Source organism: Moorena sp. SIO3E8 (assembly GCF_010692445.1).
GTDB lineage: Bacteria > Cyanobacteriota > Cyanobacteriia > Cyanobacteriales > Coleofasciculaceae > Moorena > Moorena bouillonii.
Map to the genome: position 1 here is coordinate 34096 of NZ_JAAHHM010000036.1, position 13345 is coordinate 47440.

At 42.5% G+C, this 13345-nt stretch carries 11 protein-coding genes; 7 read left to right on the forward strand and 4 right to left on the reverse strand.

Annotation, left to right across the window (positions count from 1 at the left end):
- Window positions 1–90: 90 nt before the first annotated feature.
- The gene (locus F6K46_RS17315) at window positions 91–756 is read right to left on the reverse strand and encodes a DUF1295 domain-containing protein (RefSeq protein WP_293059000.1); all 666 of its coding nucleotides are present in this window, start codon (window positions 754–756) and stop codon (window positions 91–93) included.
- 730 nt (window positions 757–1486) lie between these two features.
- Between F6K46_RS17315 and F6K46_RS17320 the strand changes: the two genes are divergently transcribed.
- A complete protein-coding gene (locus F6K46_RS17320) occupies window positions 1487–2095 on the forward strand; it encodes a hypothetical protein (protein WP_075901802.1) in 609 nt (202 codons plus the stop codon).
- Between the two features lie 760 nt (window positions 2096–2855).
- A complete protein-coding gene (locus F6K46_RS17325; protein WP_293059003.1) occupies window positions 2856–3875 on the forward strand; it encodes a hypothetical protein in 1020 nt (339 codons plus the stop codon).
- A 104-nt stretch (window positions 3876–3979) separates the two neighbouring features.
- Here the strand turns inward: F6K46_RS17325 and F6K46_RS17330 are convergent, their stop codons facing one another.
- Window positions 3980–4168 (reverse strand): hypothetical protein, encoded by a 189-nt coding sequence (locus F6K46_RS17330; RefSeq protein ID WP_293059006.1) that lies wholly within the window; start codon window positions 4166–4168, stop codon window positions 3980–3982.
- A gap of 15 nt (window positions 4169–4183) precedes the next feature.
- Window positions 4184–7453, reverse strand: a complete 3270-nt coding sequence (pruA, locus tag F6K46_RS17335; protein ID WP_293059009.1) for an L-glutamate gamma-semialdehyde dehydrogenase — start codon at window positions 7451–7453, stop codon at window positions 4184–4186.
- Between the two features lie 479 nt (window positions 7454–7932).
- Between pruA and F6K46_RS17340 the strand changes: the two genes are divergently transcribed.
- The 5 genes from F6K46_RS17340 to F6K46_RS17360 all read left to right on the forward strand — a co-directional run bounded on the left by F6K46_RS17340 (window position 7933) and on the right by F6K46_RS17360 (window position 12934).
- A complete protein-coding gene (locus F6K46_RS17340; protein WP_269087040.1) occupies window positions 7933–8055 on the forward strand; it encodes a hypothetical protein in 123 nt (40 codons plus the stop codon).
- Between the two features lie 138 nt (window positions 8056–8193).
- Window positions 8194–8334 (forward strand): hypothetical protein, encoded by a 141-nt coding sequence (locus F6K46_RS17345; protein ID WP_198954139.1) that lies wholly within the window; start codon window positions 8194–8196, stop codon window positions 8332–8334.
- A gap of 59 nt (window positions 8335–8393) precedes the next feature.
- Window positions 8394–8639: a DUF433 domain-containing protein gene (locus tag F6K46_RS17350; RefSeq protein WP_075901808.1), complete on the forward strand. Its 246-nt coding sequence runs from the start codon at window positions 8394–8396 to the stop codon at window positions 8637–8639.
- Window positions 8639–8998, forward strand: a complete 360-nt coding sequence (locus F6K46_RS17355; protein ID WP_075901810.1) for a DUF5615 family PIN-like protein — start codon at window positions 8639–8641, stop codon at window positions 8996–8998. Before F6K46_RS17350 ends, F6K46_RS17355 begins: the two co-directional genes overlap by 1 nt.
- 213 nt (window positions 8999–9211) lie before the next feature.
- Window positions 9212–12934 (forward strand): NB-ARC domain-containing protein, encoded by a 3723-nt coding sequence (locus tag F6K46_RS17360; protein WP_293059013.1) that lies wholly within the window; start codon window positions 9212–9214, stop codon window positions 12932–12934.
- A 145-nt stretch (window positions 12935–13079) separates the two neighbouring features.
- Here F6K46_RS17360 and F6K46_RS17365 read toward each other — a convergent pair whose 3' ends face one another.
- On the reverse strand, window positions 13080–13316 hold the full coding sequence (locus tag F6K46_RS17365; protein WP_293059016.1) for a hypothetical protein: 237 nt from the start codon (window positions 13314–13316) through the stop codon (window positions 13080–13082).
- Between the last annotated feature and the right edge of the window lie 29 nt (window positions 13317–13345).

Consider the following 13345-nt stretch of genomic DNA (forward strand, 5'->3'; position numbering starts at 1 on the left):
CCCTACTCCCTACTCCCTACTCCCTACTCCCTACTCTCTACAACCCAGGGCTTTGTACTTCACCGAATTGAGAAATGCTATAATTGGTGACTACCTCGTTTTTTGGGCAAAATCTGGATCGTTTGGATTGGAAGTAGTAGCTAAAAATAGCTGTGGTAGTAGTAGTCCAGAATTAGCTTTGTAGTCAGCAAACTCTGGATAGCGGGAGAGAGACTTATCTTTTTTGAGCATATTGGGAATAAATATACTTGCCATAAAACCTGCCAAAATTACAAAGGGTAGCCAGTGCTGAGCTAGCATGGCAAAACCAGAGTAGATCAGGATTTCTCCCAAGTAGTTTGTGTTTCGACAGCGAGCAAAGAATCCTTCTGTGATTAATCCAGAACGATACTTGAGAGTATAGTATTTCTGGGCATCACTGGCATAGTGTAGAAAGACTCCCATGACATTAATGGAAATAGCAGCAGCGACCAGGGGTAAGGGAGGCTCAGAACCACTGCTGATCAGAATAAAGGGAGCAACCCAGTAGAGCATTAGTATTCCGGAGCCAAGAATTCCGATACCAATTGGTATTTCTTGCTCCCACTGCTTGTCTGGATAGATACGGTCTTTGAGTAGCCACATCACCCCATAGGTACCATGGAGGGCTAGGTAAACCCATGGGCCAAGGTTGAAATTATGATAGAAAACCATTAATCCCAGCACTACTGGCGCAGTAAGTGCTTTGTGAAGATTGATGACGTGCTTGCTTTTCATAGGTAGGGTGTCTTCTTGATTAAAGGCTTGCTAAGTCACTACAGTAATTCTAAGGAAATTTGTGAGTGACTAAGTACCTGGATATAAATACTATTAGTTGTGTTTAACTTGCTAGTTTTATAATTTGTAATTTATCTAGTCAAAATTAATTTAATACGACGACTTCTCTTAAAGGTGATATCACTACCGTTATTGTTTATGATATCTATCATTGATTTCATAAACAATAACGGATAAATCAAGAATAATACTAACAGACTTGTATAAATAAATACTTGTTATCAGGGTATCTTCTTAAGAGAATTCGCGTATTCCTCAGTAATTTATCTTAAAAATACTATAATTGATACCATTATTAGAATTGATGCCATTATAATTTATGATTAACTAGAGCCTCTGGGGGGGGTAACCGGCAAGCTAAAATCATTACTGGGTAATAATTTTAGCCCATAAGTTACTTAGCGATGCAGCGCCGCAAAAGGGGGTTTCTCCCATGAGCGACTGCATCAAGACAAGGTGCGCTTGACCTTGGCTAATTTAATTCTTAATGGGTCAAGCGCACCTTTAGAAACCCTATAGCAGTTCTCCATCGGGTGAGGTACTTTCCTCTTTAGTTTTAGGGAGCAGGGATTAGGGAGCAGGAAGCAATAAATAAAATTTATATTTACCTCAAGCTTACTAGGAAACGCAATAGTTCAGGTTTACTCAAGTCAAGCAATTAAACAATGTTATGTTTCTCATTAATAAAGAAGCAACCACTCAAAAAATTGAATTGCTGGATAAATCTAAAATTATTTTCCAGAATAAACTATTCACTAAATGGTTTGATATTTTTCCAAAGGCTTATCAAAAAGCATTCAAGTTTTGTCGTTCCCAAATATCTGATGAATATTCGTCTTTGTATTTGCTTGTAGAACATCGGCATTATTTGACAATTTGGATTGAGCAAGAAGAGGTAAGTTTAGCTAACAAAGTTTATAGTTCACCAATAAATAGTGCTCAACCTAAATCCACTGATTCGTTACCACTAATGGCAGCTAGAGCTAAAGGGGAAAATCCCAGATATTTTGATGGTGAACAATCCAGAAATCCTAACCAGTTTCCTAGGGAAGTTTTACCTGATTCACTCCCCGAAGATATTTCAGCTTCCGAAGCTTCGATAGTTACTGAAAACCTTGGATACTGGTACAATCACACAGAATCTTATTCCCCGGCAACTCCAAAATTAGCTACTGGTAATCTCAATCAGGAGCAAGAGATTCCGGAATCTGAGTTCCACCTGCATCCTAGGTTTCAGGAAATTACTAAGCAATCTCTTAAACGGCTGTCTAAAAAGTAATATCGAGGGATTTATTACCAGGAGCAACATGTCTTGACCCAGCTACCGAAATCACAGTTATCTCCCTCACGAATTGGCTCAAAAACCGTCTATAGCAGAAGTCAGAAGTCAGAAGTCAGAAGTCAGAAGTCAAACTCTTGCGCTTATTTAGGTTTGAGACTTTTTTCATGTCCTAACTGCCCTGGCGAATGCTATAAGTTTGATTGTAGAAAATCAGATGGTTGAGGGACTTTCGTCCTGGGTTGCGCGGCAGTAGGGAGTAGGCAAGTCAGAAGTGGGAAGTCGGAAGTGGGAAAAGTTTTGTGTACTTGCTTAACTAATTATTTGAACGGAGTATATAGTGATTAGAGCCCCAATTACCAAGACAGAAATGTAGGGATTTCTGCAAGAGGAGACAAGGAAAGTTGGGTTAATTGTAAAACTAGCTACATTTTATGGTTGACAAATCACTTTAGTTGTGTTAAGTTTATTATTATTTAGTCCATCCTAAATACTTTGTCTTTACCCACATAGGCGTGAAACCGTTAATTGACTGGGTAAGACTTCAGCTTGATGCCCAAAATCCCCGGATTAATGACATAAATTATGAATAGATTGGGTCAAGGATGTAGCAAAATCTGCGACGCGATTGACTACATTCTTCCGTTGACACTTCCAGAGCAAAATTGCCACAATCTCACCAGCTATTTCCAAAAATAGATCAAGTAGGGGGTAAACTACCCAAATGTTAAGAATTGATCCAGAAAAGATTAATCAAGCGATGCAGCGCGGTCTTGGGGGTTCCCCCCACTCGCTATTGCATCAAGAAGAGATTAAGTGGCTGGATGAATGTACAATTATTTTCCAAAATAAAATATTCACTAGAGGTTTTGATCTTTCCCCAAATGCTTATAAAAAATCCTTAAAGTGTTGTAGTTGCGAAATCTCTGAGGAATTTCGGCCTCTGTATTTAGTTTTAGAATATCCCTATTATGTGACAATTTGGATTGAGCAAAAAGAAAAAAGTTTAGCCAACAAAGTTTTTAGTTCACCAATAAATAGTGATCAACCTAAATTCACTGATGTTTTATCACTAAGAACAGCTATATCTGAAGCGGAAACTCCTAGACATCTTGATAGTGAAGAATCCAGAAATCATAACCAGTTTCCTACGCCAGTTTTACCTGATTCACTCCCGGAAGATGTTTCAGCTTCCGAAGCTTCGATAGTAACTCAAAACCCCGGATACTTGTACAATTCGACAGAATCTGATTCCCCGGCAAATCCAAAAGTACTTACTGGTAATCTCGATCAGGAGAAAGTGGTTTCTGAGACAGCAGTCAGTGACCAGAACAATACACTTCTTGCAGAAGTCGGGAACAGGGAACAGGGAACAGGGAACAGTGGAGAAGAATTGACGCAAACACTATCAGAAAATTACTTTTGCAAGGAGAAAGTGGTTTCTGAGACAGCAGTCAGTGACCAGAACAATACACTTCTTGCAGAAGTCGGAAACAGGGAACAGGGAACAGGGAACAGTGGAGAAGAATTGACGCAAACACTATCAGAAAATTACTTTTGCAAGAGTTCTAATACACCAAAAGCTGAGGGCGACCTGAATCCTAGTGGTCAGCAAATTACTAAGCAATCTGGTAAACGGGTGTTTAAAAAAAAATATCGAGGGATTGTCTATGAAGTGGAAGCTATCTTAATCCAGTTACCGGAATCCCAGTTACAGACGGATTATAAAGGGTTTGTTCGAAAAAAGTCTAAAAAGCGATATCGAGGAATTTCCTACTAAGTTCATAAGTAAGCGGTCAGCGGTCAGCGGTCAGCGGTCAGCGGTCAGTGGCCAGCCGTCAGCCGTGAGCTAAAAGCTCACGCTACGCGAACAGCTTATTTTATTCAAAAAAGTACCGTGGCACAGGCTTTGGCCTTTGGCCACGCTGTGCGAACGACGCTGTGATCCATCAGCTGAATGCTGAATGCTGATAGCTGATAACTGATAGCTGATAGCTGAATGCTGATAGCTGATAACTGATAGCTGATACCCGACACGCTGATAGCTGTTCGCGCAGCCTGCGCGTAGCCCATAAGCTTCCCTAAAAACTATTGCATTCCTTCAATGGGTGCAAAGCCTTGTCGTTGAATATTTTCAGTAATAGTACGGGGTTCGAGGAATTGTACTAGATAATCGGGACCTCCTGCTTTTGACCCTACTCCAGACATCTTGAACCCACCAAACGGTTGCCGTGATACAATCGAGCCGGTAATATTGCGGTTGATATATAGATTACCGACGTCAAACTCGGCTGAGGCTTGTTCTATATGGGATGGAGTGCGAGAATATAAGCCTCCGGTGAGCCCATAGTTGGTACTGTTGGCTATATCAAGGGCTTCTTGGAAATTCTTTGCGGCCATTACTGCTACTACTGGACCAAAGATTTCTTCTTGGGCAATGGTGGCCTTGGGGGAGATATCTTTAAAGATAACTGGACCAATAAAGTATCCGGTCTCAGGTGCTGGCATTTCTAATGCTACGTTAGCTTCCTGACGTCCTTTTTCAACGTACTCCCGAATGCGATCGCGTGCAGTAGCATCTATCACTGGACCGACCTGGGTACTGGGTGCTTCTGCTGGCCCAATGTTAAGCGATCGCGTTGCTTCCACTAACCGTTTTAGGAAGCTTTCATACACTGGCTCTAACACAATTACTCGGGAGCAAGCGGAACACTTTTGACCACTGTAACCAAATGCTGATTTCACGACTCCAGCTACAGCTTGGTCGAGGTCAGCACTTTCATCTACGATAATTCCATTCTTACCTCCCATCTCCGCAATGACTCGCTTGAGATGTTTTTGACCTGGTTGCACAATGGCGGCATCGGCGTAGATACGACAACCGACTTCTTGGGAACCGGTAAAGGCAATTAGATGGACATCGGGATGCTTGACCATATGGGCACCGACGGTTGAGCCTTTGCCTGGAACGAATTGAAATACTCCTTTGGGTATCCCGGCTTCTACTAAAATTTCAGCTATTTTCCCGGCAATCACTGAGGAGTTTTCTGCGGGTTTGAGTAGAGTACAATTCCCAGCCACTAGGGCTGCTACAGTCATTCCTGTAGTAATGGCCATGGGGAAGTTCCAGGGAGAAATGACTAGGGCAATACCTCGGGGTTGATAGACATAGCGATTGGTTTCTCCAGCAATGTCGTAGTTATATCCATCCCTTAGCCGTTCCATCTCTGATGCGTAGTAATGACAGAAGTCAATCGCTTCGGAGACTTCTGCATCCGCTTCCCGTAATGGTTTCCCAACTTCCAGACAGACCAAGGCTGATAATTCAGCACGGCGTTGTTCGATCAAGTCTCCTGCTTTACGTAAAATACCAGCACGTTCGCTTACTGGTGTACGTCGCCAACTGGGAAATACTGCTTTAGCTTTCTCGATTGCTAATTCTGCTTGTTCTACAGAAATTAATCCAATTTTCCCGATCACGACCCTAGGGTTAGAGGGATTAACAGAATCTACTGTGTCTGTTGTAGGCTGATATTCCCCATTGATTAAGGGTAAATAGGTCTTACCTAGTTGTTGGCGAACGGTAAGTAAGGCTTGTTTAGCTTTTTCTCTGGCTTCTAGCTGAGCATAGTCTGTATTGGCAGCATTGGTGAACGGGTTTGAAGGTTTAAGGTTTGAAGGTTTAAGGTTTGAAGGTTGAAGGTTGGAAGGTTGTTCGCCTTTGGCGTTCCCGTAGGGTAGGTTGGAAGGTTGTTCGCCTTTGGCGTTCCCGTAGGGTAGGTTAGTAGGTTGTTCGCCTTTGGCGTTCCCGTAGGGTAGGTTAGTAGGTTGTTCGCCTTTGGCGTTCCCGTAGGGTAGGTTAGTAGGTTGTTCGCCTTTGGCGTTCCCGTAGGGTAGGTTTGAAGACGGTTGTGAACTTTCAACATTCAACTTTCCAACATTCAACGTGCCAACATTCAACGTGCCAACATTCAACTGTTCCTGTAACTGTTGTGGTGGTGCAATCAATTCCTCTACGGGTCTATCTTCTAAGCTTTGTCGTAGGAAGGAACTATTTGCGGTATTTTCCAATAGCCGTCGAATCAGGTAAGCCATTCCTGGTAGGAGCTCTCCATAGGGTGCATAAACCCTGACTCGATGACCCTGATTGACTAAGGCTTTGGCGAGTTGGTCTCCCATACCGTAGAGGACTTGCATCTCAAAGCAGCGACGGGGGATATTGAGATTTTCAGCAATTGCGATCGCAATTGCTTGAGAGCGCACGTTATGGGAACCAATAGCGCTATAAACATACTCGTGGTTTTCTAGCAGCAGTTGGGTGATACGCTCAAAATTGGCATCTGTGGCGGCTTTCTGGTTATATACTGGTTGGGGCCAATGGTTTTGCAGTGCTGTTATCGTCTCTTGGTCCCAATAGGCTCCTTTGACCAAGCGTATGGTTACTGGATTACCCCGCTGTTTTGCCCAGGCAATCAAGTCCTGACAATCTTGTTGTGACTCTCGCAGATAGGCTTGCAGGGTAACACCGATATCGGTGCGAGAGCGAAACTCTTCTTCCATTAACAAGTCTTTGAGTATGGAGAAAGTAATGTCTTTGTACTCATACTGCTCCATATCAAAATGAACCGCCGCCCCCAATTCTTTGGCACGGCGGAGCAATTTGCGGATGCGATCGCACACCCGATTTTGGCTACCCTGAGGATCAAGAGAATCAAATTGAGAGTAGAATGCTGTCAGTTTAACCGATACTTGGACTAATGGCAAGGATTTACCATCAGCAACATCAATTTCCTCTACCTTAGACCACTGTTTTGCTGCTTCAGTGAGTTGTTCGATCAGTTGCAGATAGCGGTCTAGGTAAGACTGAGCTTCTACTTCTGTAATTACGGCTTCTCCCAATAAGTCTAGGGTAAATGCCATCTTCTGGTTTCGCAGGCGTTTAATGGTTTTAAGGGCCTGGTTGAGATTTTCCCCAGCAATATACTTTTGGGCTAGGGTGGCTACAGCAGCAGATATGGTTTTGGCTGCCAGTTGTCCTGGTATGGAGTCGGGATTGGTGAAATTGAGCATTCCCTTCAGGGCAGCAGGCAGTTCTACTGACTCATCCCCTAGGTATTCTTGAAAGTGACGAGCAACTTCCGTTTGGCTACGCAGTGCAGGTAGGGTATCGATGAAGCGAAATAGCTGCACCCGTAGTCCTGGATTACTCATTGCCCAGGCTAGTAACTTATCATCCCACCGCATTTGGTCTCGCATTTGGGCAAGAAAGGAACCTTTCTCCCGAGTTGCGGCTAGAAGTTCTCTGGCAATTTCCTGAGTTTTGGCTTCGTAAGTGCTTTTGGGGATTTCTATAACCACCGGTGGTAGACTCCTGTTCTGGATGCTGGCAGTTTTTGATAAAACAATTATTCTATTTCATTTTCTCTAGTTAAAGCAATATCTGACCTGAGTCTTTAGAGGGATTTGATCATAAGCATTCAGTTTTTATTCAAAATTAGCTCAAGTACCGTGGAATAGGCTTCTAGCCTGTGACATGTGGAATAGGCTTCTAGCCTGTGACATGTGGAATAGGCTTCTAGCTGATAGAAAAGCCAGAATTAATGATCGTGATATTTTTGGCATCATAGAAGTAACTCCTATTTAGGTGGGAGGAAAACCGCGCTGGTGTGGATTAATGGTTATGACCAGCGCGGTTATTAGTATCGGTCGTCACTTTCTATACTATACATAACTACTCGAAAAAAAGCAAGGGGCAATTAAAAGTTTTTACATTTATTTACAACTAAAATTTGTAACAGGATTTATACTCAAATTTGTGTAGGATTTAGCTAGTTTTTTTGGGTTATAGCAATCGTAAATTAATTGTAATAATTTTTGTTTCCTGTTCCCTGTTACCTGTTCCCTTTTACTACTCCCTACTCCCTACTCCCTTTTTACATCAATCCTATGTTTACATTTAAACTCAAAATGCTATAGGATAGTATCAATCATCATTTACAGACTAGTTATGTTAACCCTTGATGAAATCGAAACAGCTATTCGACAATTACCGAACAGCGAGATTGTAGAGCTGGCAGCCCGCTTACAAAATTATTTAGATGATGCGCGATAATAGGTGGGACCAGCAGCTAGAATCTGACCTAAAATCTGGAAAGCTAGACAAGCTTATTGCCAGATCAGAAGCAGATATTGCTACCAATCAAGTTAAGGAGCTTAATGAAATCCTTGACGACACCTAATTTTTCGATAAATGCTATAAACTAGATTAACCATAAATCTAAGTAAACAACTAATCATCATGAATTGGAGAGAATACATTCATTCCAATCCCAACATTTTATTAGGGAAGCCAGTAGTTAAAGGTACTCGTTTATCCGTTGAGTTTATTTTAGGCTTGTTTGCTGCTGGTTGGACAGAGTTACAGATATTGGAAAGCTATCCAACACTAACTAGAGAATCAATTCGAGCAATCTTTGCTTTTACTGTTGAATGTATGCAAGATGAAGTTATCTATACATTGGCACCGATGGCTGAGGCAAGGTAGTGAGACTTCTAGCAAATGAAAACTTTCCACTTCCCAGTGTCAAAAGGTTGCGAAAAGCCGGTTATGATATCTTATCAATTACCGAAGAGTCACCAGGAATTGAAGATACTGAGGTATTGGCTTGGGCAGTGTCTGATCAACGAGTTATTTTAACCTTTGATCGTGATTATGGTGAATTGATTTATCGATTGGGTCTAAAACCACCATCAGGTGTGATTTATCTACGCTATCAACCCCTAAACCCCATCGAACCTGCCGAAAAATTGTTAATGTTGTTACAGGTTGAAGGATTAGAATTTGAAGGTAAATTTACAGTAGTTGAGCGAGAGCAATTTCGTCAGCGACCATTGCCTAACTGACCATTGATAAAGTTCAGTTAATTTAGACTTTACTAGGCTGCCTAAATCCGGATAGGGAGAATCCTAACGAATTTCTCCTAACTTATTAATTAAGGGTGAATTTCTACTCCCGACTACTGACTCCCTGCTCCCTGCTCCCTGCTCCCTGCTCCCTAGATTACCAAAGCCTTGGAATCCCACCAAGCTACTGTTGAGAATTACAACATTGAGAATATGAATAACCAAACTCGATTCAATCAAGCTCCCCCACTACCTCCTTATTATGTCGAACGTCCGGAAGTAAGCGAACCACTAAAACAAATCCTTTTATCCCAAGAAACAGCAAAAGCTGCAACTGTAGTAGTTAGTGCTATCTATGGCTTAGGAGGAATTGGAAAATCCACCATTACTGCAGCATTAGCCCATGACGAGGAGGTTCAATCCCATTTTCCTGATGGGATTTTTTGGGCAACCTTAGGTCAGCAACCTGATATCTTATCCTTTCTAAGTACGTGGATACAGCAATTAGGAGATTATGATTTCAAAGCGATTAACATTGATAGCGCTTCTTTACAACTAAAAACATTATTATTCGATAAAAAAGCGTTACTAATAGTGGATGATGTTTGGAATCCTGACCATGTTGAACCCTTTCGAGTCGCTGGGGATGGCTGTCGGGTTTTAGTCACTACCAGAGAAGCCCAGCTTAAAGATGCTATTCCCTATGATTTAGATGTGATGACTCCAAAGCAATCCTTGGAGTTATTAACGTCTTGTTTCAATAATGAGTTAACTAATCAAGAACTCGATTATGCTGAAAATTTAGCCAAAACCGTCGGCTACTTACCCCTAGCATTAGAATTAGCTGCTGCTCAAGTTAGGGATGGTATGTCTTGGCAGGAGTTACTGGGTGAGTTAGAAGATTTAATTGTTGGTGTAGAAGCTTTAGATCGATTGAAAGCGGAGGAAGATCCAAGTGACGCTAAGCGCAAAAACTACAGTCTAGTGGCTTCGTTTAATCTCAGTTTAAAGGGATTATCCGACGACGATAGATTGAAAAACTTTGCTTGGTTAGGGATACTGCCGGAGGATGTCACCATTACTGAAACCATGGCGACAACCTTATGGGATTGTAATTTAGTTGAAGCCAAAGATACCTTAAGATACTTACGACAAAAAGCCTTATTACTACCAGGGTTATCTACTACACCAGAAACTAACTATCGCCTCCATGACTTGTTACATGATTTAGCCCGTAGTCTGGTACAATCAGAGCTAGGATTATCAATACCCTCAGCTCATCAACAATTATTAGAACGTTATCAAACTAAGACCAATTTGGGATTATGGCATACCTTACCCGATGATGGTTACATCTATAACCACTTAATCTGGCACCTAGAGAAAGCAAAAAAAATTAATGACATTCATCAACTCCTGAAAGAAGAAACTCCAGCAGGAGATAACGGTTGGTATTGGCAGTGTGAGAGACAGGGAAAAACTGCTAATTTTATCAAGGATGTATCGAAAGCTTGGGCAATAGCAGCAGATAATTTTACAGAAAATCCTACAGAATCGATTAGTTTACAGTGTCGGTATGCTCTGATTACCACATCTCTCAATAGCTTGGCTGGAAATATTCCTCCAAAATTAATGGCAGCATTACTGGAGAATAATATCTGGACCCCAGCTCAAGCACTAGCTTATGTGCGACAGAGCAAAGATTCTGAAAATCAAGCAGAACGTTTAAAGGTAATTAGTGAGTATCTTCCTCCTTCTTTATTACCAGAAGTTTTAGAGGTTGCCAGAGGGATTGGGTATGAATACTACCGAGCACAAGCCTTAATTGCCATAGCTCCGCATTTACCGGAAGAGTTATTACACCAAGCTTTAGATTGTGCCAGAGGGATTGGGTATGAATACTACCGAGCACAAGCCTTAATCGCCATAGCCACCTACTTACCGGATGTGTTATTAGAAGCTTTAAATTGCGCCAGAGGGATTTCCAATGAAGAAGACCGAGCACAAGCCTTAATTAGCTTAGCCCCCTACTTACCGGAAGTGTTACCAGAAGCTTTAGATTGCGCCAGAGCAATTGGGTCTCAATCCGACCGAGCACAAGCTTTAATCACCATAGCTGCGCACTTACCGGAAGTGTTACCAGAAGCTTTAGATTGCGCCAGAGGGATTTCCGATGAATACTACCGAGCACAAGCTTTAATCACCATAGCCCCCCACTTACCGGAAGTGTTACCAGAAGCCTTAGATTGCGCCAGAGGGATTTCCAATGAACAAGACCGAGCACAAGCCTTAATCGCCATAGCCCCCCACTTACCGGAAGTGTTACCAGAAACCTTAGATTGTGTCAGAGGTATTTCACATGAAGAAAACCGAGCACAAGCCTTAATCGCCTTAGCACCCCACTTACCGGATGTGTTACTAGAAGCCTTGAATTGCGCCAGAAGGATTGGGTATGAATACCGACTAAAAGCCTTAATCGCCTTAGCCCCCTACTTATCCGAAACGTTGTTACCATCAGACTTAGATTGCATCAGAAGGATTGGGTCTGAATTCGACCGACGGTATGCTTTAAGAGACTTAGCCCCCCACTTACCGGAAAGGTTGTTACCCGAAGCTTTAGATTGCGCTAGAGGGATTTCGGATGAATACTACCGAGCACAAGCCTTAATCAGCTTAGCCCCCTACTTATCCGAAACGTTGTTACCAAAAGCCTTAGATTGCGCCAGAGAAATTGGGTCTGAATACTACCGAGCACAAGCCTTAATCAGCATAGCTGCGCACTTACCGGAAGTGTTACCAGAAGCCTTAGATTGCGTTAGAGGGATTGGGCATGAATACCACCGAGCCGATGCCTTAATCAGCTTAGTCCCCCACTTACCCGATGTGTTGTTACAGCAAGCCTTAGATTGCGCTAGAGGGATTCCGGATGAACAATACCGAGCCGATGCCTTAATCAGCTTAGTCCCCCACTTACCCGATGTGTTACCAGAAGCATTAGATTGTGCCAGAGGGATTGAGTCTCAATACTCCCGAGCCCTTGCCTTAGGAGCCTTAGCCCCCTACTTACCGGAAGTGTTAGCAGAAGCATTAGATTGTGCTAGAGGGATTCCGAATGAAGAATACCAAGCCCTTGCCTTAGAGTACTTAGCCCCCCACTTACCCGAAACATTGTTACCAAAAGCTTTAGATTGTGCCATAGGGATTTTGGATGAACCCTCTCGAACCGATGCCTTAAGAGCCTTAGTCCCCCACTTGCCCGAAACGTTGTTACCAAAAGCCTTAGATTGTGCCAGAGGGACTTCGGATAAATTGGAGCGAGCTTTAGCCTTAAGAGACTTAGCCCTCCACTTACCCAAAACGTTATTACCCCAAGCCTTAGATTGTGCTAAAGGGATTCCGTATGAAGAATGTCGAGCCGATGCCTTAATCGGCATAGCCCCCCAATTACCCGAAACATTGTTACCAGAAGCCTTAGATTGCAATAGAGGAATGGGGTCTAGATACTACCGAGCATTAGTCTTAATCAAGTTAGCTAGCCATTTTCCTCAAGTGTTACCATCAGCCTTAAATTGCGCCAGAGGGATTTCGAATCAAGAAGACCGAGCACAAGCCTTACTCGCCTTAGCCCCTCAGGTACCCAATGTTTCACTCGAAGTCTTAGATTTTGCCAGAGCCATGGAGTCTGAATCCCGCCGATCCCAAGCCTTACAGCACTTGATTAAAAACTTAACTCCTTTCGGCAAAGCCGACGCTACGCGAACGGTGGTTGATTTTCCTTTTTGGCAACAAATTCTTTATAGTTTAGCTAGTCTAACCCGTCCCAATTTTATTAAAACTATTCCTCAATTAGCGCCTTTAATCACCAAGTTTGGGGGTGTTGAAGCCCTAAGAGAAACGGTGGTAGCAGTTGAAGATGTTAGGCGATGGTGGAAATAGGGAGTAGGGAGTAGGGAGTAGGGAGTAGGGAGTAGGCAATAGGCATGCTAGCAATAGTTTTCCATCAATGTTATGGATATTTCAATAGATTGAGTTCTGAGATAAAGCGATAATCTCGTTGATTTTCAATAAGGGTAGCAGCAATTTATCCAAGCCAATGCTGTTGTCGAATTCTTCTAACCCATTCGCTACTATTTTGAGTATCTTGTCGAACAGTCCACATACCAATAAATGGTTGATTCTCTAATTCCAGAGGGTGAAGAGATGGCGTTTTTTTCGTTAAATACTGTTTTTTGAACACCTCAATGATATCGGCAATAATTTTTTGAGCGTCTTCTGGTAGTTCTTGAATATCTTTTGTTAGTTGTTCTAGGTCACGCATAAGTTTTAACAAGTATGTCCAATAACTTT